The 18,618-nt window shown below is 70.7% G+C and carries 21 protein-coding genes; 11 read left to right on the forward strand and 10 right to left on the reverse strand.

The window, feature by feature from the left end; genetic code table 11:
• Positions 1–71 precede the first annotated feature (71 nt).
• Positions 72–626, reverse strand: a complete 555-nt coding sequence (locus AB8A24_RS23065) for a hypothetical protein (RefSeq protein WP_266381375.1) — start codon at positions 624–626, stop codon at positions 72–74.
• A 119-nt stretch (positions 627–745) separates the two neighbouring features.
• On the opposite strand from AB8A24_RS23065, the gene tsaB reads away from it, so the two are divergent.
• From tsaB to AB8A24_RS23085, 4 genes are read left to right on the forward strand one after another with little or no spacing between them, the layout of a single operon-like run.
• A complete protein-coding gene (gene tsaB / locus AB8A24_RS23070) occupies positions 746–1,408 on the forward strand; it encodes a tRNA (adenosine(37)-N6)-threonylcarbamoyltransferase complex dimerization subunit type 1 TsaB (RefSeq protein WP_266381372.1) in 663 nt (220 codons plus the stop codon).
• A gap of 29 nt (positions 1,409–1,437) precedes the next feature.
• The gene (gene rimI / locus AB8A24_RS23075) at positions 1,438–1,917 is read left to right on the forward strand and encodes a ribosomal protein S18-alanine N-acetyltransferase (protein ID WP_030725871.1); all 480 of its coding nucleotides are present in this window, start codon (positions 1,438–1,440) and stop codon (positions 1,915–1,917) included.
• Positions 1,910–3,055, forward strand: coding sequence for a tRNA (adenosine(37)-N6)-threonylcarbamoyltransferase complex transferase subunit TsaD (gene tsaD, locus AB8A24_RS23080; RefSeq protein WP_328962046.1), 1,146 nt, complete (start codon positions 1,910–1,912; stop codon positions 3,053–3,055). The genes rimI and tsaD overlap by 8 nt, the downstream gene beginning before the upstream one ends.
• Positions 3,052–3,324: a hypothetical protein gene (locus tag AB8A24_RS23085; RefSeq protein ID WP_030725866.1), complete on the forward strand. Its 273-nt coding sequence runs from the start codon at positions 3,052–3,054 to the stop codon at positions 3,322–3,324. Before tsaD ends, AB8A24_RS23085 begins: the two co-directional genes overlap by 4 nt.
• 161 nt (positions 3,325–3,485) lie before the next feature.
• Here AB8A24_RS23085 and AB8A24_RS23090 read toward each other — a convergent pair whose 3' ends face one another.
• Positions 3,486–4,694, reverse strand: coding sequence for a methyltransferase domain-containing protein (locus tag AB8A24_RS23090; RefSeq protein ID WP_369477422.1), 1,209 nt, complete (start codon positions 4,692–4,694; stop codon positions 3,486–3,488).
• 195 nt (positions 4,695–4,889) lie between these two features.
• On the opposite strand from AB8A24_RS23090, the gene AB8A24_RS23095 reads away from it, so the two are divergent.
• Both AB8A24_RS23095 and AB8A24_RS23100 read left to right on the forward strand, forming a co-directional pair.
• Complete coding sequence (locus AB8A24_RS23095; protein WP_030725860.1) at positions 4,890–5,759, forward strand: polysaccharide deacetylase family protein; 870 nt, start codon at positions 4,890–4,892, stop codon at positions 5,757–5,759.
• Positions 5,756–6,643, forward strand: coding sequence for a polysaccharide deacetylase family protein (locus AB8A24_RS23100; RefSeq protein ID WP_328962044.1), 888 nt, complete (start codon positions 5,756–5,758; stop codon positions 6,641–6,643). Before AB8A24_RS23095 ends, AB8A24_RS23100 begins: the two co-directional genes overlap by 4 nt.
• 267 nt (positions 6,644–6,910) lie before the next feature.
• On the opposite strand, the gene AB8A24_RS23105 is transcribed toward AB8A24_RS23100, so the two are convergent.
• The gene (locus AB8A24_RS23105; RefSeq protein WP_369477424.1) at positions 6,911–7,195 is read right to left on the reverse strand and encodes a hypothetical protein; all 285 of its coding nucleotides are present in this window, start codon (positions 7,193–7,195) and stop codon (positions 6,911–6,913) included.
• Between the two features lie 66 nt (positions 7,196–7,261).
• On the opposite strand from AB8A24_RS23105, the gene AB8A24_RS23110 reads away from it, so the two are divergent.
• The gene (locus tag AB8A24_RS23110; RefSeq protein WP_369477425.1) at positions 7,262–7,714 is read left to right on the forward strand and encodes a hypothetical protein; all 453 of its coding nucleotides are present in this window, start codon (positions 7,262–7,264) and stop codon (positions 7,712–7,714) included.
• A gap of 59 nt (positions 7,715–7,773) precedes the next feature.
• Here AB8A24_RS23110 and AB8A24_RS23115 read toward each other — a convergent pair whose 3' ends face one another.
• Positions 7,774–8,532: a GntR family transcriptional regulator gene (locus tag AB8A24_RS23115; protein ID WP_328962041.1), complete on the reverse strand. Its 759-nt coding sequence runs from the start codon at positions 8,530–8,532 to the stop codon at positions 7,774–7,776.
• A 328-nt stretch (positions 8,533–8,860) separates the two neighbouring features.
• Between AB8A24_RS23115 and AB8A24_RS23120 the strand changes: the two genes are divergently transcribed.
• On the forward strand, positions 8,861–9,067 hold the full coding sequence (locus tag AB8A24_RS23120) for a hypothetical protein (RefSeq protein ID WP_328962040.1): 207 nt from the start codon (positions 8,861–8,863) through the stop codon (positions 9,065–9,067).
• 292 nt (positions 9,068–9,359) lie between these two features.
• On the opposite strand, the gene AB8A24_RS23125 is transcribed toward AB8A24_RS23120, so the two are convergent.
• Both AB8A24_RS23125 and AB8A24_RS23130 read right to left on the reverse strand, forming a co-directional pair.
• Positions 9,360–10,799, reverse strand: coding sequence for an FtsW/RodA/SpoVE family cell cycle protein (locus AB8A24_RS23125; RefSeq protein ID WP_328962039.1), 1,440 nt, complete (start codon positions 10,797–10,799; stop codon positions 9,360–9,362).
• A 390-nt stretch (positions 10,800–11,189) separates the two neighbouring features.
• Positions 11,190–12,191 carry a hypothetical protein gene (locus tag AB8A24_RS23130; protein WP_328962038.1) on the reverse strand — a complete coding sequence of 334 codons (1,002 nt, stop codon included), beginning with the start codon at positions 12,189–12,191 and terminating at the stop codon, positions 11,190–11,192.
• Positions 12,192–12,447: 256 nt separating this feature from the next.
• On the opposite strand from AB8A24_RS23130, the gene groES reads away from it, so the two are divergent.
• Both groES and groL read left to right on the forward strand, forming a co-directional pair.
• Positions 12,448–12,756, forward strand: coding sequence for a co-chaperone GroES (groES, locus tag AB8A24_RS23135; RefSeq protein ID WP_030389102.1), 309 nt, complete (start codon positions 12,448–12,450; stop codon positions 12,754–12,756).
• 112 nt (positions 12,757–12,868) lie between these two features.
• The gene (gene groL, locus AB8A24_RS23140; RefSeq protein ID WP_030712856.1) at positions 12,869–14,497 is read left to right on the forward strand and encodes a chaperonin GroEL; all 1,629 of its coding nucleotides are present in this window, start codon (positions 12,869–12,871) and stop codon (positions 14,495–14,497) included.
• A gap of 103 nt (positions 14,498–14,600) precedes the next feature.
• On the opposite strand, the gene AB8A24_RS23145 is transcribed toward groL, so the two are convergent.
• The 3 genes from AB8A24_RS23145 to AB8A24_RS23155 form a co-directional block, all read right to left on the reverse strand.
• Positions 14,601–15,311 (reverse strand): ester cyclase, encoded by a 711-nt coding sequence (locus AB8A24_RS23145; protein ID WP_328962037.1) that lies wholly within the window; start codon positions 15,309–15,311, stop codon positions 14,601–14,603.
• Positions 15,312–15,407: 96 nt separating this feature from the next.
• Positions 15,408–16,181 (reverse strand): SDR family oxidoreductase, encoded by a 774-nt coding sequence (locus AB8A24_RS23150; protein WP_328962036.1) that lies wholly within the window; start codon positions 16,179–16,181, stop codon positions 15,408–15,410.
• Positions 16,182–16,212: 31 nt separating this feature from the next.
• Positions 16,213–16,899, reverse strand: a complete 687-nt coding sequence (locus AB8A24_RS23155) for an MOSC domain-containing protein (protein ID WP_369477453.1) — start codon at positions 16,897–16,899, stop codon at positions 16,213–16,215.
• A 90-nt stretch (positions 16,900–16,989) separates the two neighbouring features.
• On the opposite strand from AB8A24_RS23155, the gene AB8A24_RS23160 reads away from it, so the two are divergent.
• Positions 16,990–17,889, forward strand: coding sequence for a LysR family transcriptional regulator (locus AB8A24_RS23160; protein WP_369477429.1), 900 nt, complete (start codon positions 16,990–16,992; stop codon positions 17,887–17,889).
• Positions 17,890–18,033: 144 nt separating this feature from the next.
• Here AB8A24_RS23160 and AB8A24_RS23165 read toward each other — a convergent pair whose 3' ends face one another.
• On the reverse strand, positions 18,034–18,360 hold the full coding sequence (locus tag AB8A24_RS23165; RefSeq protein ID WP_030011164.1) for a WhiB family transcriptional regulator: 327 nt from the start codon (positions 18,358–18,360) through the stop codon (positions 18,034–18,036).
• Positions 18,361–18,618 lie beyond the last annotated feature (258 nt).

Consider the following 18,618-nt stretch of genomic DNA (forward strand, 5'->3'; position numbering starts at 1 on the left):
CGGGGCGGCCCGGCGCCTCACCCGGTCGGGTGAACGAGCGGGCGCCCCGCCCGTGATCCGTCAGCGGTCCGTCAGGGGACGACGACGACCTTCGCCGCGATCGTCGCGAACGCCCACATCGCGTCGCCGTCGGCACGGGTCATCCGGATGCCGCCGGTCTTCTTGTTCGGGTCGGGCTCCGGCAGCGCGCCGTCCGTGCGGGCGCTGAAACCGACCGCCACGCCCTCCGTGCTCGCGAACCGCACGACGTGCTCGATCGGCACGCCGTCCGAGCCGGTGACCGAACCCGAGCGCGAACCGACCGTGTAGCTGCCCGGCTTCGGGTGCACCGTGCTCGGCATCACCGTGAACGACTTCGGCGGCTGCGCGGGGTCGCCCACCAGCCACACCCGCTTCTGACCCACCGAGTACACGACGCGCACCCCGGTGCCGGAACCCTCGGGCACGGCCACCGGCTTCGCCGGATCCTGCTTGGCGGCCGGGCTCGCGGCGGGGGCCGGCTCCTGCGCGACCGCCTTCGGAGGGTGCGCGGGCGCCGTGGCGGAAGCCTGGTAGCCGAGGAAGCCGACGACGGCCACTGCCGCGGCGGTGAGCCCGGCCACGATTCCCGAGCTGCTGCGTGCCACCTTGCTCCACCTTTCCGCGCCGACCGATACCACGTCAGGTACCCCGTCGAAAGGTAGCAGCCGCCCTGCTGCGAGACCGGCCGCAAGGGGTGCGGCCGCCGGAGTCGTAGGCTGTTCGCGTGCTCTTGCTCGCCGTAGATACCGCCACGCCCGCCGTCACCGTCGCCCTGCACGACGGTGAGTCCGTCGTCGCCGAGTCGAACCAGGTCGACGCCCGCCGCCACGGGGAGCTCCTGCTGCCCTCCGTGGACAAGGTCCTCGCCGAGGCCGGGGTCACGCTCGAAGCCGTCACCGGCGTCGTCGTCGGTGTCGGCCCCGGCCCCTACACCGGGCTGCGCGTCGGCCTCGTCACCGCCTCCACCTTCGCCGCCGTGCTGGGCGTGCCCGTGCACGGCCTGTGCACGCTCGACGGCCTCGCGTACGCCGCCGGCGCCGCCGGCATCGAGGGCCCCTTCATCGTCGCCACCGACGCGCGGCGCAAGGAGGTCTACTGGGCCCGGTACGAGGACCCGCGCACCCGCGTCGGCGAGCCCGCCGTGGACCGCCCCGCCGACATCGCCGAGCAGGTCGCGGGCCTGCCCGCCGTGGGCCAGGGCGCGCTCCTCTACCCCGAGGTCTTCACGGACGCGCGGAACCCCGAGCACCAGTCCGCCGCGGCCATGGCCTCGCTGGCCGCGGAACGACTGGCGGCGGGCCTGGAGTTCCTGCCTCCGACCCCGCTCTACCTGCGCCGGCCCGACGCCCAGGTGCCGAAGAACTACAAGGTGGTCACCCCACAGTGACCCCGGCGACCCCCCACACCGTGCGCGAGATGCGCTGGTGGGACATCGGGCCCGTGCTGGAACTGGAGCACGAGCTGTTCCCCGAGGACGCCTGGTCCGCCGGGATGTTCTGGTCCGAACTCGCCCACGCCCGCGGCCCCCAGGCCACGCGCCGCTACATCGTCGCCGAGGACGCGGCGGGCCGCCTGGTGGGCTACGCCGGACTGGCCGCCGCCGGTGACCTGGCCGACGTACAGACCATCGCGGCCGCCCGCGACCAGTGGGGGACCGGGCTCGGCGCCCGGCTCCTGACCGACCTGCTGCGCGCCGCCACCGCGTTCGAGTGCGCCGAGGTGCTGCTGGAGGTACGGGTGGACAACACCCGCGCCCAGAAGCTCTACGAGCGCTTCGGCTTCGAGCCCATCGGCTTCCGGCGCGGCTACTACCAGCCCGGCAACGTCGACGCGCTCGTCATGCGACTGACCGACCCCGCACAAGCACGAACTGAGAGCAGTGAGAGCAATGGCTGACGAACCGCTCGTCCTCGGCATCGAGACCTCCTGCGACGAGACCGGCGTCGGCGTCGTCCGCGGCACCACCCTGCTCGCGGACGCGATCGCGTCGAGCGTCGACGAGCACGCCCGCTTCGGCGGCGTCGTGCCCGAGGTGGCCTCGCGGGCCCACCTGGAGGCGATGGTCCCCACCATCGAACGCGCCCTGAAGGAGGCCGGGGTCAGTGCCCGCGACCTCGACGGCATCGCGGTCACCGCCGGTCCCGGCCTCGCGGGCGCGCTGCTCGTGGGCGTCTCGGCGGCCAAGGCCTACGCGTACGCGCTCGGCAAGCCGCTGTACGGGGTGAACCACCTGGCCTCCCACATCTGCGTCGACCAGCTGGAGCACGGCCCGCTGCCGGAACCCACGATGGCGCTGCTGGTGTCCGGCGGGCACTCCTCGTTGCTGCTGGCCCCGGACATCACCTCCGACGTCCGGCCGCTCGGCGCGACCATCGACGACGCGGCGGGCGAGGCCTTCGACAAGATCGCGCGCGTGCTCCAGCTGGGCTTCCCCGGCGGCCCGGTCATCGACCGGCTCGCACGCGAGGGAGACCCGAAGGCGATCAACTTCCCGCGCGGGCTGACGGGCCCGCGCGACGCCGCGTACGACTTCTCCTTCTCCGGGCTCAAGACGGCCGTCGCCCGCTGGATCGAGGCGAAGCGCAAGGCGGGCGAGGAGGTCCCGGTGCGCGATGTGGCGGCGTCCTTCCAGGAGGCCGTGGTGGACGTCCTGACGCGCAAGGCGATCCGCGCGTGCAAGGACGAGGGCGTCGACCACCTGATGATCGGCGGCGGTGTGGCGGCCAATTCCCGGCTGCGCTCGCTGGCGCAGGAGCGGTGCGACGACGCGGGGATCATCCTGCGGGTGCCGCGGCCGAAGCTGTGCACGGACAACGGCGCGATGGTCGCGGCCCTGGGCGCGGAGATGGTCAAGCGGAACCGGCCCGCGTCCGACTGGGACCTGTCGGCCGACTCCTCGCTGCCGGTGACGGACCCGCACGTGCCGGGCACCGCGCACGAGCACGGGAGCGGCCACGGGAGCGGTCACGGCCACGGGCACAGTCACGATCACGACCACGTGCACGAACTGAGCAAGGACAACCTGTACTCGTGAGCACCGTCGCGCTGATGTGGGAGGCCCGGGCCGCCGACGGCCGGGGCAACGAGCTGCTGGAGTGGGCCCGCGCCCAGGTCCTCGCCCGGGAGCCGGTGCGCCGCGAGGTGTTCCGGGCCCCGCAGGACCGGGTCCTCGTGATCACCTGGTGGGAGGCCGCCGAGGGCGTCGCGGCCGACCTCCCCGAGCTGCCGGAACCCGCCGCCGACCTGATCACCCGGGCGGTCCACCGCTGGCGGTTCGAGTCGGTGGAGGTCGACGGGGGCTGAGCGGGGCCGGAGGCCGGGCCCGCGGCGCGGGCCCTGACCGGCACATGCCACCCCGGCCGGGGACGGTCCGTATCGCCCGTCCGCCCGGCCACCGCCGGGCCCGCACGGCAGGTCGCTGCCCGCCCCCGTAAGGGCCCGGCGGGTAGCGCCGGACCCGCGTCTCACCGGTCGAGCGTCGCCGCAGGCGGCCCGGCAGGCGGGGTGGCCGGGGCGCCGATCAGCATCGAGGGGGCTCCCGCCACCCGGGTCAGGAAGACGGTCGCGGAGTTCGGTCCCTGCGGCTTGACCTTCTTGCGCAGCTCCTCGGGCTCGATCGCCGAGCCGCGCTTCTTCACGGTCAGGATCCCGACGCCGCGCTCGCGCAGCAGCGCCTTCAGCTTCTTCAGGCCGAAGGGCAGCACATCGGTGATCTCGTACGCCGTCGCGTACGGCGTCGCGCGCAGCTCGTCGGCGGTGATGTAGGCGATGGTCGGGTCGATCAGCCGGCCGTCCAGCCGCTCGGCGACCTCGGCGACCAGATGGGCGCGGATGACGGCGCCGTCGGGCTCGTAGAGCCAGCGGCCGACCGGTCCGGCCTCCGGATCCGGCAGCGGATCGGCGGTCTGCAGCTCGCGCGGCCCGGGGAGCAGGGTGGCGCGCACCGTCCCCGGCGCGGTCCCGAACCAGAGCACGGCCTCCTTGACGTCCCCCTGGTCGGAGATCCACTCGGCCTCGGCCTCCGCGGGCACGGCCTCGTGCGGGATCCCGGGCGCGATCTTGATGGCGGCGTACTTCGCCGCACGGGCCGTCTCCACCGCCCACGACAGCGGCGGCGAGTACGACTCCGGGTCGAAGATCCGGCCGCGCCCCCCGCGCCGGGCCGGGTCGATGAAGACGGCGTCGTAGCCGGCGGTGTCCACCTCCGTCACATCCGCCTCCCGGACCTCGATCAGGTCCGCCAGCCCCAGCGCCTCGGCGTTGGCCCGCGCGACGGCGACCGTGAGCGGGTCGTGGTCCACCGCGAGCACCCTGATGCCGAGCCGGGCCAGCGCGAGGGCGTCCCCGCCGATGCCGCAGCACAGGTCCGCGAGGCTGCGTACGCCGAGGGCGGCGAGCCGCTCGGCCCGGTACGAGGCCACGGACGCGCGGGTGGCCATCTCGCCGCCGCCGGGCGTGAAGTACATCCGGAAGGCGTCCTCGGCGCCGAACTTCGCCACCGCGCGCTGCCGCAGCCGGGCCTGCCCGAGCGCGGCGGAGACCAGGGCGGCGGGGTGCTCGCGGCGCAGCCGGGTGGCGACGGCCAGCTCCTGGGAGGGGTCGTAGTCGCGGAGCGCGTCGAGGAGGGCGCGGCCCTCGGGGGCGAGGAGGGCGGCGAAGTCTTCGGGGGTCACGGGTCCATTGTCGGCGACGGGGCGGACGCGGCCGGTGTGGGCCAGTCGAAGGAAGGTGGGACCGCGTTCGCGGTGTCTTCCGGGGAGGCCGTGTGTCGGGTGTCAGGATGCGCTGCTATGCAGCTAGTACGACAAAAGGGAAATAAGTCGCAACAGGGTCACCGGTACGCGGCAGGTCCGCGCGGCCGGTTCGGGGTGGCCGTGGCGGCCCTGCTCGTCGCCGCCCTCGGTACGGCGTGCGGCTCCGGGGACTCCGGGCCGGACAAGGCCGCGAAGGAGAAGGCCGCCAAGGCTGCGGAGGCGGGCGCCGCGGGCGCGCTCAGCGCCGCCGAGAAGGCCAAGGCGGCCCAACAGGCGCGCGTCGTCGCGGCCAAGAAGTGGGGACTGCGCAAGACCCCGCTCGCCGCCCCGCCGGCACCGAAGGAGAAGCCCGAGATCCACACGCGCGACGGCTTCGAGGTGGAGGACCAGGAGGAGTACCCGAACGTCTTCACCACCGTCCCGACCGAGGACAAGGTCGTCTTCCTGACGATCGACGACGGCTCGGAGAAGGACCCCGAGTTCCTGAAGATGATGCAGGAGCTGAAGATCCCGTACACGGCCTTCCTCAGCGACTACGTCGTACGGGACAACTACCCGTACTTCAAGAAGATGCAGGACGCGGGCGTCACCCTGAACAACCACACGCTCAACCACCGCTACATGCCCGGCCTGTCCTACGAGCAGCAGCGCGAGGAGATCTGCGGCCAGCAGGACACCATCCAGAAGCAGTTCGGCAAGCGACCGACCCTCTTCCGGCCGCCGTACGGCAACTACAACCAGGACACGCTGCGCGCGGCGAAGTCCTGCGGCATCAAGGCGGTCCCGCTGTGGAACGCGGAGGCGTTCACCAACCGCATGGACTACCGGGAATGGGACCGTGATCTGCACCCCGGTGACATCATCCTCACTCACTTCCGGGGCAAGGAGGACTGGAAGGGAACGATGCCTGACATGATCCGTCATGTCATGAAGACCGTCACGGACAAGGGATACGCCGTGGCTCGCCTGGAGGACTATCTGTGAAGCACGCGCGCCGGTTGGTAGCCGGAACGCTGGCGGCCGGCGCGCTCGCGCTGTCCCTGACGGGGTGCGGGGACAGCGCGGACCCCACCGAACGACTGGCCGCCAAGACGGCGCAGCCGACTGCCGAAGCAGGCGGCGCCACGCCGTCGACGGCGTCGCAGTCACCGTCGCCGGCGCCGGGGGGCGCATCCGACGAGGCGTACAAGAAGTGGGGCCTGACGGCCCCCCTCCCGTACGCGCCCAAGCCGGCCCAGAAACCGCAGATCCCGAAGGCCGGGCCGGGCAAGGTCCCGGTGATAGACCGAATACCCGTCCCGGCCGACGACAAGGTCGTCTTCCTGACCTTCGACGACGGCGCGGAGAAGGACCCCGAGTTCCTGAAGATGGCGGCCGACCTGAAGCTGCCGATCAGCATGTTCCTCACGGACAGCGTGGCCTCGGCGGACTACGGACACTTCGAGAAGATCCGCGACAACGGCTCCGCGAGCACGATAAACAACCACACGCTGACGCACCCGAATCTGCGGACCCTCTCTTTCGAGGGGCAGAAGAAGGAGATATGCGGCCAGCAGGAACGCCTGGAGAAGCGCTTCGGCAAGCGCCCGCCGCTTTTCCGCCCGCCCTTCGGCAACTACAACGACGACACCCTCCGGGCGGCCTCGGAGTGCGGAGTCTCGTCCCTGGTGCTGTGGCGGGTCTCGATGCAGATCAACAACTTCCAGTACGCCGAGGGCTCCGCCCTCAAGCCGGGCGACATCATCCTGGCCCACTTCCGCGGCCCGTCCGAACTCAAGGGCGCGACGGAGATCCAGATGACCACCCGCATGCTCCAGCGCATCCAGGAACAGGGCTACCGCATCGGGCGCCTGGAGGACTACCTGTAGGGCGGGGGTACGGAGCGCGGGAGCCGCTCGGCCGGCATCAGGGACGTGACGGGTACGGGGCTTCCCGACAGAACGAGCCGGTCGAAGGTACGAAGGACGAGGACACCACAGACGCCCAGGCCCGGTCCCGGTGGGGCGATCCCCGGACGAGGCCAGGACAGCCACCGGCCGGGCCGGGGGAAGCGCGCCAAATCGCTACGCGCTCCCCACGTCTCCGCGTCCGACGACCGCCCTGGGCTCACCTGTTCAAGGCGCGTGGTGGGGAGGTCAGGCGGAGGCGACGACCTCGCCGGCTGTCACCTGCGGCGGGTTGGGCAGGTACCGGGCCAGGTTGTCGCGCACGAAGAGCGCGGCCCGCTCGATCGACTCGTCGGCGCCCGCACGGTCCCGGAAGACGCTGGTGGACACCATCACCCCACCTCCGGCGTCGACCCAGTAGTACGCCACGAATCCGGGGACCTGGCGCATGAGCGCCACGAACCCCTCGTCGACGAGGCGCCCGGCCTCGGCCGGGTCGGTCACGCCTTCGTACCGCCGGACTGCTGCGTACATGGTCGATCTCCTCAACGCTGCTCGGGTTCGTCGTCGCAAGGACGGCTTACCCGGCCCGGCAGGTACGTGGCTCGCGCGGCGCCCGGTTGTCACCGGAAGGGACCTAGTCCGGTCGCGCGAACGGGCGGCGCCGCCGAGGGCCGCGCCGAGGAGGGCCTCGCCCACCTCGACGCGCTCAAGGCCCGGCGGGGCCGGGAGGAGTGGGAGATCCACCGACTGAGGGCGCCGCTCATGGCCGCCTGCGGCCGGCTCGACGAGGCGATCGCGGACGCCAAGTCCCACCCCCAGGGCGGAGGTCCGTACGCGCTGGAAGGCCTGGCCCGCCTCCTGGCCGAAGCGGGACGCCCGGAAGATGCCGTGGCCCTCCTGGACACGGACCGCCTGGAGCACACCTGGCTCCTCGGCCCGCTCCTGGTGGAGCTGGGCCGGATCGAGGAAGCGATGTCCCTGCTCCGGACACCCCGCCCCCAGGCCCCGCCACCGCCGCCGATCGGCTACAGCGACTGCCCGCCCTTCTAGGCCGTCTCTTTCGGATCCTGTCGGGCCCGGCCCCTCCGACAGGATTCGAAAGAGACGGCCTAGGCGTCGAAGTCGTACTCCAGCACGTAGGAGGCGGAGTCCAGCGTCATCTCGTTGACCTCGACGACCCGCCCGCCCTGGGCGAACGCGGTGCGGACGATGTGGATGACGGGCGTACCCATGGCGAGCGAGAGCCGCTCCGCCTCGTCGGCCGAGGGCATCCGGGACCGGATCTCCTCCCGGAAGTGCACGGGCGCGAAGCCCAACTCGGCCAGCCGCGCGTACGTCCCACCGGGACCGGTGTCGACCTGCGTGACGGCCGAGTCCGCGACGATGTCCGACGGCAGGTGGGACAGGGCGAACAGCACGGGTTTGCCATCGAGCACGAAGCGGCGACTGCGTGCCCACACACGAGTCCCTGCGGGAACGTCGAGCGCGTCGCAGACGCGGCCGTCCGCCTCTTCCTCGCGCACGTCGATCTGATCGACGACCAGCTCCCGCTCCTCGGATTCCTCGGACCAGATCGACCGGCCCGCGCCCCACTGCTCGCGCGCCAGCCGCTCGATACCGCGTCGACGCAAGGGCTTGAACGCCCGCACGAAGACACCGGCACCCTTCCGTGCCTCCGCGAGACCCTCGTTCTGCAACACTCCGAGGGCTTGGCGCGCGGTCATCCGGGCGACCTCGTAAGTGGCCATGAGGTCGTTCTCACCGGGCAGCCGATCACCCGGGCCGTATTCGCCCGCTTGGATGGCCGTCCTCAGCGCATCAGCGATCCGCTGGTACTTCGGCTGACGGGTGCCGCCCTGGCTGGTCATGAAAACCGATCACTTCCTCTCCTCTCTAGACACCCTAGGGCCAGAGATGCGTCACCGCACGAACCTGCGCCAGGCCCCTGCCGGCGACATATCTAGAGATCTCTTGACGAGTCGCGTCCGAGTCGGTTGTACTGAATGCATCTCTAGAGAGGCTGTCTGGCGGTGGCCTCGCAAGTGAGGGTGATTGGTATGTCGCATGTGTCCGGCATCGATGCCGATGACGCCCCGTTGGTCAGGGCTTCGGGCATCGGTGAGCCCAGTTCGGATCTGTTGGACCGGGCGTTGGTCGGGTGGGAGCGCTTCCTCGCCACCTTGCGTGGGGTGACGGATGAGTGATCGGTACGAGTACCTGCCGCACCGACTCCTGCGCCGCCGGGTCAGGGACATCGCCTCGGGGGTCGAAGGTGAGTTGATGGCCGTGGTCAATGAGAACGTCTCAAGCGCAGGCGTGGAGCGTTGGATGGAACTCGCCTACATCCGTGCCGCCTCTGGCCGGGAGTTCACTACCTCGGTCGCCAATGTGGAGCCTGCCTGATGAGGGGGCACCAGAGTCCTGACGGGCGTCGGGCGCGTGAGTGAGGAGCGCCGGCCGGTCGTGGGCGGCTCATGTCCGGCCAGGGCGGTCGCCGGACGCTTGGACGTCAGGAGCGCGTAGCGATCGGGCGCGCCTCACCCGACCCGGGGCTGGGTCGGGTGGGTCTCGTCTCGGGATCGTCGCCCATGCCGACCGGGTCGGGCATGGGCGACCGCTCCGTCCCTGAAGGCATGGACCGGCCCGGCCCGGAGGGGCGATGGGACTGACGGGGAACGCCCGACCGCGTCACCGGCTACCGCCCCAGTGGCTCCCGTACGCCGGAGCCGTCCCCGTCCGGTGTCGCCGTCAGCACCGGCGTGATCGTCGTTTCCACCGGGCCGTGGGTTTCCGCCTCGCGTTGGCGTTCCGCGCTGTCGCTGATGCGCAGGAGCAGGGCGATCATGATCCAGTTGGCCAGGAGGGACGAGCCGCCCTTGGCCAGGAAGGGCAAGGCCTTGCCTGTCAGGGGAATGAGGCCGGTGACGCCGCCCGCCACCACGAAGACCTGCAGGGCCAGCGCCGCCGCCAGGCCCACCGCGAGCAGCTTCCCGAACGGGTCGCGGGCCCCGAGGGCCATCCGCAGCCCCCGCTGCACGAGGAGCGCGTAGAGGATCAGTACGGCCATCACCCCGGCCAGGCCCAGCTCCTCGCCCACCGTCGTCAGGATGAAGTCGCTGCGCCCGGCGAACGCGATCAGCTCGGGGTGACCCACGCCCAGGCCCGTGCCGGAGATGCCGCCCGTGCCGAAGCTGAACAGGGCCTGCGCCGACTGGTCCGAGGTGACTCCCTCCGGCCGGTTCTCCCAGTAGTAAGACAGCGGGTTGAGCCACGCGGCCACGCGCGCCTTGACGTGCGGCTCCGTCGAGCCGACCACGAAGGCGCCCACCGAGGCCATGAGCAGGCCGCAGACGATCCAGCTGGTGCGTTCGGTGGCGACGTACAGCATCACCACGAACACCCCGAAGAAGATCAGCGAGGTGCCGAGGTCGCGCTCGAAGACCAGCACCAGCATCGAGACGATCCACACCGTGACGATCGGGCCGAGCTGACGCATCGGGGGCAGCCGCATGCCCAGGAACCTGCGGCCCGTCAGGGCCAGCGAGTCGCGGTGGACGACCAGGTACCCGGCGAAGAAGATCGCGATCATGATCTTCACGAACTCGCCCGGCTGGAGCGAGAAACCGAAGAGTTTGATCCAGCGCTTCGCGCCGTAGGTGTCCGCGCCGAAGAAGGCGGGAGCGATCAGCAGCACCAACGCGACGGCCATGGTGATGTAGATGAACCGCTGCAGCAGCCGGTGGTCGCGCAGCAGCGCCAGCACCAGCAGGCAGGCGGCGACCCCGACCACCGTCCACATCAGCTGGCCGGGGGCGTTCGCATCCGAGTTCCAGCGCTCGATGTAGCTCTGGTCGAGACGGTGCAGCAGCACCAGTCCGAGGCCGGTCAGCAGCATGGCGAGCGGGAAGATCAGCGGGTCCGCGTAGGCCGCGAAGCGGCGTATGCCCAGGTGCCCCACCAGCGACAGCAGGGTCATGCTGATGGCGAAGTCGATGAATTTGGGTGGCAGCTCGCCGTTCATGGCAAGGCCCGCACAGGCGTGGCCGAGGACGGCGATGGCGATGACGAAGACCAGGAGCAGCCCCTCGGTGCGCCGCCGGGCGACCGCCGACGTCAGCGGTTTCAGTCCACGCACGGGACGCCGCCACCGTCCTGGGGGGTGGACGGCGAGGGTGACGGCGGGGGCGCCGCCTCGGGTGAGGACGTGGCGCCCTGTGCGCCGGGGGCGGCGGAAGCTTTGGGTCCGATCTGCTCGGCAATGAGGCGCTTTATCTTCATATCATCTACGACGTTGATGTCCTCCCCATAGTTCCTTCCGACGCGCTCGACGGGAAGGGTCATGAAGCGCACCTTTCCGCCGGACAGGTTCTTCGCCCCCTCCTGCGCGCCCCCACCCCACACCACCGAGCCCCGCCGGCGTTTGAGGCGCCGCCCCGGGCGCAGCCCGACCCGAGCGGCACACACCGCCGAGCACACCGCCGAGCACACCGCCGAGCACCCCGCAGGGGCCCCCGCAGGGGACCGGTCACCGTGACGGGAGGGGGCCCCACGAGTTGGGGTCGGCGGGGCCGTTGTCCGCCGGGGCGGTTCGGCGGCGTCTGCGGCGGTCGAGGGCGTCGCGGGTGGCCGCCGTCAGCGCCCAGGCCGGGAACGCGAAGGCGGTCAGCCCCAGGCCTATCGGCGCGAGCGAGCCGGCGACGTCCATCTGCACCGCATGTTCGGCCGACGGGCCGCTGACGCGGGCCCGCACCGGCGCCTTCGGTCGGTCGTCGAACGAGCCGTCGATCTTGATCCCGCCGAGGGTGAACGAGCCGTCTGAGGCGGTGAAGTCCCCCGTGCACTTCATCGTCCGGTCCCCGTCGGGATCGGGCTCCTCCCATACGCAGCGCTCGGCGCGGAAGGTGCCCTCGACCCCGGTCAGTTGGGTGATCAGCCGCGGTACGGCCACATGGCACATGAAGATCCCGCCGGCGATGCTGACGGCGATCGGGACGGCGTGGATCCAGCGCACCCCGGAGTTCGTCCTCGTCGTACCGGCGACGGCGGCGGGCACCGCGGGGCTCGCGGCCGGCGTCGTATCGGCCCCCCGGCGGCGTCTTCGGCGGGCCAGGAGGTCGCGGGTGACCGCGACCAGGACCCACAGGGGGTACGCGAAGCCGATCAGGCCGATGCCCAGGAGGGGCGCCAGCGACATGAGACCCGGCTGCACGGCCTCGTCGGCCGACGGTCCGTCGACCCGGGAGGCCACCGGCCCGGCCGGATCGGTTTCGAACAGGCCTTCGGCCGCGATCGGGTGGATGGTGAAGGACCCGTCGGCGGCGGTGAAGGAACCGGCGCACGCCCGTTTCCGGACCCCGTCCCAGTCCTCCTGCCACTCGCACTGTTCCGCGCGGAAGCTGCCTTCCACCCCCGTCAGCTTGGTCGTCAGCCGCGGTCCGGCCAACGAGAACGCGGAGATCCCGATCGCTAGGCCCACGGTGATCGATATGAGGTCGCGCCAGCGGAGCTGCGCGTTTCGCCAGGTCATGGGCTGGAGACTAGTGATCCCCGCCGTCTGTGAGCCCCGTCGGGTGGCGTTCCGACGCCGGTCCGCGCAACGCCGGGTGGCAAGAATTGGCACTCCGCTTGACCGAGTGCTAATCGCCGGAATAGTCTCGCACCTGGCACTCACCCCTGGTGAGTGCCAACACAGCGACAGGCAGATCCGGCACCCGCGACGACGGATCGACCTGGTCGCCACCTCAGACAGTTAACCCCGGATCTCCGAAGGGGGAGGTCGGATCGTGACGACCACCAGCTCCAAGGTTGCCATCAAGCCGCTTGAGGACCGCATTGTGGTCCAGCCGCTGGACGCCGAGCAGACCACGGCTTCCGGCCTGGTCATCCCGGACACCGCGAAGGAGAAGCCCCAGGAGGGCGTCGTCCTCGCGGTGGGCCCGGGTCGCTTCGAGGACGGCCAGCGTCTCCCGCTGGACGTCACCGTCGGCGACATCGTGCTCTACAGCAAGTACGGCGGCACCGAAGTGAAGTACAGCGGCGAGGAGTACCTCGTCCTCTCTGCTCGCGACGTGCTCGCGATCGTCGAGAAGTAATTCTCTTCATCAGTACTGCTTTGAGCTGCGCCCCTGGTCACCCCGCTGATTGCCGGGCGGCGAGGGGCGTAGCTCGTTAAACCCGAGTTTTCGAGAGGGCTGAACCGCTCCCATGGCGAAGATCCTGAAGTTCGACGAGGACGCCCGTCGCGCCCTCGAGCGCGGCGTCAACAAGCTTGCCGACACGGTCAAGGTGACGATCGGCCCCAAGGGCCGCAACGTCGTCATCGACAAGAAGTTCGGCGCCCCCACCATCACCAACGACGGTGTCACCATCGCTCGCGAGGTCGAGCTGGACGACCCGTACGAGAACCTGGGCGCGCAGCTCGTGAAGGAGGTGGCGACCAAGACCAACGACATCGCGGGTGACGGCACCACCACCGCCACCGTGCTGGCCCAGGCGCTGGTCCGCGAGGGTCTGCGCAACGTCGCCGCGGGTGCTTCCCCGGCCGCCCTGAAGAAGGGCATCGACGCCGCGGTCAAGGCCGTGTCCGAGGAGCTCCTCGCGACCGCCCGCCCGATCGAGGACAAGTCCGACATCGCCGCCGTGGCCGCGCTCTCCGCGCAGGACCAGCAGGTCGGCGAGCTCATCGCCGAGGCGATGGACAAGGTCGGCAAGGACGGTGTCATCACCGTCGAGGAGTCCAACACCTTCGGCCTGGAGCTGGAGTTCACCGAGGGCATGGCCTTCGACAAGGGCTACCTCTCGCCGTACATGGTCTCCGACCAGGAGCGTATGGAGGCCGTCCTCGACGACCCGTACATCCTGATCAACCAGGGCAAGATCTCCTCGATCCAGGACCTGCTGCCGCTGCTGGAGAAGGTCATCCAGGCCGGCGCCTCCAAGCCGCTGCTGATCATCGCCGAGGACGTCGAGGGCGAGGCGCTCTCCACCCTCGTCGTCAACAAGATCCGCGGCACCTTCAACGCGGTGGCCGTCAAGGCCCCGGGCTTCGGTGACCGTCGCAAGGCGATGCTCCAGGACATGGCCACCCTCACCGGTGCCACCGTCATCGCCGAGGAGGTCGGCCTCAAGCTCGACCAGGCCGGTCTGGACGTGCTGGGCTCCGCCCGCCGCGTGACCATCTCCAAGGACGACACCACCATCGTCGACGGTGGCGGCAGCCACGACGAGGTCGTCGGTCGCGTCAACCAGATCAAGGCCGAGATCGAGTCCACCGACTCGGACTGGGACCGCGAGAAGCTGCAGGAGCGCCTGGCGAAGCTCGCCGGTGGCGTCTGCGTCATCAAGGTCGGCGCCGCCACCGAGGTGGAGCTCAAGGAGAAGAAGCACCGTCTCGAGGACGCCATCTCGGCGACCCGCGCCGCGGTCGAGGAGGGCATCGTCTCCGGCGGTGGCTCCGCGCTCGTCCACGCCGTCAAGGTCCTCGAGGGCAACCTCGGCCTGTCGGGCGACGAGGCCACCGGTGTCGCGGTCGTGCGCCGCGCCGCCGTCGAGCCGCTGCGCTGGATCGCCGAGAACGCCGGTCTCGAGGGTTACGTCATCACCTCGAAGGTCGCCGAGCTCGACAAGGGCCAGGGCTTCAACGCCGCCACCGGCGAGTACGGCGACCTGGTCAAGGCCGGCGTCATCGACCCGGTGAAGGTCACCCGTTCCGCGCTGGAGAACGCCGCTTCCATCGCCTCGCTGCTGCTCACGACCGAGACCCTGGTCGTCGAGAAGCCGGCCGAGGACGAGGGCGACGCCGGTCACGGCCACGGCCACGGTCACAGCCACTGATCGCACGCACCACGCCGGGAAGGCCCCGCTCCGCAGCCGCGGAGCGGGGCCTTGCCGTTCTTCCTTGCCGTGTGCCTTGCCGTTGACCTCCCGTGACGGGGCCTCAGGTTCCGTACGGGGAGCCCGATCCGCCCATCTGCTGCTGCAGGGCGCCGGGGTTGTAGTGCCACCAGCCCTCGACGATCTCTCCGTCCAGGCACCGGAAGGTGGTGCTCCCGGACATCTCGTACGTCTTCCCGGTCGGTGCGACCCCCATGAACGGGCCCTTGTGGGTACCGCGCCAGTTCCACACCGTCGTGACCATGTCGCCCTCGGCCAGCTGGGCCATCGGCTCGAAGGACATGTCGAAGGCGGCGCGCCACGTCTCCATGTCCGACCGCATGGCCTCGCGTCCGATGACGGTGGACTCCACCTTGCTGACGTCGTGGTCGATGTAGTTCGTCGCGAAGCACTCGTCGAGGACGCCCATGTTTCCGCCCATGGCCGCTTCCTCGAACACCCGCCGGGCGAGCTGCTTGTTGAGGTGCTCGTCGCGGACCACGTCGAGGTTCATGAACTTCGGCATGCCTTCGCAGAGAGCCACCATCTCCTGGAACATCCGGTCCGTCTCGGGGAGCTGGGAGTTCTTCATGGCCTCCTCGTACGAGGCGAACTCCACCATGTCCACGTAGTGGTTCCGGGCCTCGCGGTCCTGGCCGATCATCGTGTGCGTGGCGGTGCGCCTGCCGCTGCTCTGCTCCGCCCAGCGGTCGATGAGCGCGTTCATCTCGTCGAACCGCCTGGTCTCATAATCGATCACTTGTACGAATGTCATCGCGTCGCCTCCCGCGCTGGATGGGACAGGTCCAGTTTAGGGAGATTTCACCCGATCGGCCGCTTGTGGTAGGCCCTGTCGGGGTACCCTCCAGGGCTACTGGGGGCCGTACTTGCGGCCCGTGCGCGAGGACATCCCGCCCAGCAGTCCGCGCGGGGTCAGCTTCACCACGCCCATCAGCGCCTTGTACCGCGGGTCCGGGATCGACACCGTCTTCCCGCGGGCCAGGTCGGCCAGGGCCGTGGCCACCAGCTTGTCGGCGTCCAGCCACATCCAGCCGGGGATGTTGTCCGTGCCCATGCCGGCCCGCTGGTGGAACTCCGTCCGGACGAACCCGGGGCACAGCGCCATCAGCCGCACCCCGGAGCCCGCCAGGTCCCGCGCCGCGCCCTGGGTGAACTGCACGACCCAGGCCTTGCTCGCCCCGTAGGTACCGCGCGGTACGAAGGCGGCCACGGAGGCCACGTTGATGACGCCGCCACGGCCCCGCGAGCGCATCGATTCCGTGGCCGCCGAGGTCAGCCGCAGGACCGCCTCGATGTGCACCTTCAGCATGGTCAGCTCGTCGGCCATGGAGACTTCGAGGTAGCGGCCCTTGTTGCCGAAGCCCGCGTTGTTGACCAACAGGTCCACCGGGTGGGTGCGGTCGCCGAGGCGCTGCTCGACCGCCGCGATGCCCGCCTCCGTGGAGAGGTCGGCGACCAGTACGTCGGCCTCGATGCCGTGCCGGTCGTGCAGTTCGGTGGCCTGCTCGCCGAGCCGTTTCGTGTCGCGTGCCACCAGCACCAGATTGTGCCCCTGGGCGGCCAGCCGCCGGGCGAAGGCGGCGCCGATGCCCGCCGTGGATCCCGTAATCAACGCAGTCGTCATAGGCGCAACCTAGCTTCCCCCGATGGTGGCGCTACCTCGCCCCGGCCCCAGCCCCGTACTTCTCCACGTACAGGCGAACCCGCTCGTGGGCGCCCGGCTCCATCGCCTCGCCCGCGGCGAGGGTGAGCGGCAGCAGGGCCCGCTCGGTGGTGAAGGCGCGGAACCACAGCTGCACCGTCACCTCGTGGTCCGGCCGGTGGATGATCTCGATCGGGTCGCCGGGGGAGATCGAACCTTCCTCGATCACCCGCAGGTACGCGCCCGGCCGGGCCTCCTGCGTGAACCGCTTGACCCAACCGGTCTCGCCCATGGCCCCCTGGAAGGTCCGGCACGGGATGCGGGCCGAGGCCACTTCGAGGACGAGGTCCGCGCCGACCCGCCAGCGGTCGCCGATCCGCGCGCTGTTCAGGTCGATGCCGGAGGTGGTGAGGTTCTCGCCGAACAGCCCGCCGGGCAGCTCGCGACCCAGCATGTGCTCCCACAGGTCCAGGTCCTCGCGGGCGTACGCGTAGACGGCCTGGTGGTCGCCGCCGTGGTGGCGTCGGTCGCAGACGGCGTCGCCCTCCAGGCCGCTGCCGAGGCCGGAGGCCTTGGGGCCCGGGGCGAGGACGTGGACCGGTCCGGGGACGGGGCGCTTGCCGATGCCCGTCACCCCGCCCTCCGCGTCCGTGTGGTCGACGGCCGTGGCGCGGCCGAGGTTCACGGAGATCAAGTGCATGGAGCTCATGGGACCACGCTATCCGGAGGCCGCCCCAAAGTGACATCGGTAGATTTTCCCGGCAATCAAAGTAGGGCTTATGCTCGAAGGGTGATCGAAGCACGCCATCTCCGGGTCCTGCGCGCCGTCGCCGGGACCGGGTCCTTCTCCGCCGCCGCCCGCGAACTCGGCTGTACCCAGCCCGCCGTCTCCCAGCAGATGAAGGCGCTGGAGCAGTCGGCCGGCACCCCGCTGCTCATCCGCACCGGCCGCGAGATGCGGCTGACCCAGGCGGGCGAGGCGCTGGTCCGTCATGCCGCGGGGATCCTGGCCGGGCTGACCGCCGCCGAGGAGGAGGTCGCGGCCATCGCCGGGCTGCGCGCGGGCCGGGTCCGGCTCGTGTCCTTCCCCAGCGGCAGCTCGACGCTGGTGCCCACCGCACTCGCGGCGATGCGCGCCGAGCACCCGGGGACCCGCATCTCGCTGGTCGAGGCGGAGCCGCCGCGGTCGGTGGAGATGCTGCGGGAGGGCGACTGCGACCTGGCGCTGGCCTTCCGCTACGGCGGCGCGTCCCATTCCGCCGCGGAGTGGGACGACCTCGTGGTGCGGCCGCTGCTGACCGACCGGCTCGTCGGGCTGGTCCCGGAGGGGCACCGGCTGGCCGGGGCGGAGCGCGTGGGCATGGCGGAGCTGGCGGACGAACCCTGGATCGCGGGCTGTCCGCGCTGCCGCCGCCATCTGGTGGAGGTGTGCGAGGGCGTGGGCTTCACCCCGCGCATCGACTTCGCCACCGACGACTACCCGGCCGTGGTCGGCCTGGTCGGCGCGGGGCTGGGCGTGGCCGTGCTGCCGGAGCTCGCGGTGGAGTCCGTACGGGCCAAGGGCGTGAGCGCGGTGGCGGTGGAGCCGGCCGTCGAGCGGGAGGTCGTGGCGCTGACCCTGCCCGACCTGGCCCGGGTGCCGGCCGTGGCCGCGACCCTGACCGAACTGGAGCGGGCGGCCGCGCGCTGACCCGCGTCCGCCCCCGGCGGCGGCCGGGGGCGTACACGTCGGACGGCCCGGTACGGCCGAACGGGTGAAACGCGGGCCGGGCGGCGACACGCCCGGGCGTGCTGGTGATTCGAAGAAACGTTCCTTCGGACGCTTCGTCGGCTCTCAGTTCGGCGCGATCGGTCCGATCGCACTCGACGCGGGGATCAGGCGATGCCGGGCGCGGCCCATCAGTTCCTCGCGTTCGTCCTCGGTGAGGCCGCCCCACACCCCGTAGGGCTCTCGGACGGCGAGTGCGTGCGCGGCGCATTCCGAACGCACCGGGCATCTCATGCAGACCTCTTTAGCCGAGGCCTCGCGCGCGCTCCTGGCCGCGCCCCGCTCGCCTTCCGGGTGGAAGAAGAGGGAGCTGTCGACCCCGCGGCAGGCGGCTAGCAGCTGCCAGTCCCAGAGGTCGGCGTTCGGTCCGGGGAGGCGGGAGAAATCTGCCATTGGTAGTCCCTCTTGGTGCCGGTACTGAGGCGGATACGGTCCATGTCTCCACACCTACTGTCGGAGTAGATGTAAATATGACTCATTGGGAATCTAGCCTCAGACACGTGCCAAACGGAAGGAAAGCCGCCAAATAGGGCATAGCTCCAGATGGAGGACAAGCGGCTCGTGGCTCCGACGCCGTGATCGCTTCCTCACGTAGAGTGCTGAAGGTGTCCGTCCGACCCGTAACTCTTTCGAGTGACCATCGTTGAGAGT

The organism is Streptomyces sp. BF23-19, assembly GCF_041106355.1.
Classification (GTDB): Bacteria; Actinomycetota; Actinomycetes; order Streptomycetales; family Streptomycetaceae; genus Streptomyces; species Streptomyces virginiae_A.

Coding starts and splice junctions, on each gene's coding strand:
- rimI (WP_030725871.1), top strand. CDS start 1,438: ATGCGCTGGTGGGACATCGGGCCCGTGCTGGAACTGGAGCACGAGCTG.
- tsaD (WP_328962046.1), top strand. CDS start 1,910: ATGGCTGACGAACCGCTCGTCCTCGGCATCGAGACCTCCTGCGACGAG.
- AB8A24_RS23105 (WP_369477424.1), bottom strand. CDS start 7,195: ATGTACGCAGCAGTCCGGCGGTACGAAGGCGTGACCGACCCGGCCGAG.
- AB8A24_RS23115 (WP_328962041.1), bottom strand. CDS start 8,532: ATGACCAGCCAGGGCGGCACCCGTCAGCCGAAGTACCAGCGGATCGCT.
- AB8A24_RS23120 (WP_328962040.1), top strand. CDS start 8,861: ATGAGTGATCGGTACGAGTACCTGCCGCACCGACTCCTGCGCCGCCGG.
- AB8A24_RS23130 (WP_328962038.1), bottom strand. CDS start 12,191: ATGACCTGGCGAAACGCGCAGCTCCGCTGGCGCGACCTCATATCGATC.
- groL (WP_030712856.1), top strand. CDS start 12,869: ATGGCGAAGATCCTGAAGTTCGACGAGGACGCCCGTCGCGCCCTCGAG.
- AB8A24_RS23145 (WP_328962037.1), bottom strand. CDS start 15,311: ATGACATTCGTACAAGTGATCGATTATGAGACCAGGCGGTTCGACGAG.
- AB8A24_RS23150 (WP_328962036.1), bottom strand. CDS start 16,181: ATGACGACTGCGTTGATTACGGGATCCACGGCGGGCATCGGCGCCGCC.
- AB8A24_RS23155 (WP_369477453.1), bottom strand. CDS start 16,899: ATGCACTTGATCTCCGTGAACCTCGGCCGCGCCACGGCCGTCGACCAC.
- AB8A24_RS23165 (WP_030011164.1), bottom strand. CDS start 18,360: ATGGCAGATTTCTCCCGCCTCCCCGGACCGAACGCCGACCTCTGGGAC.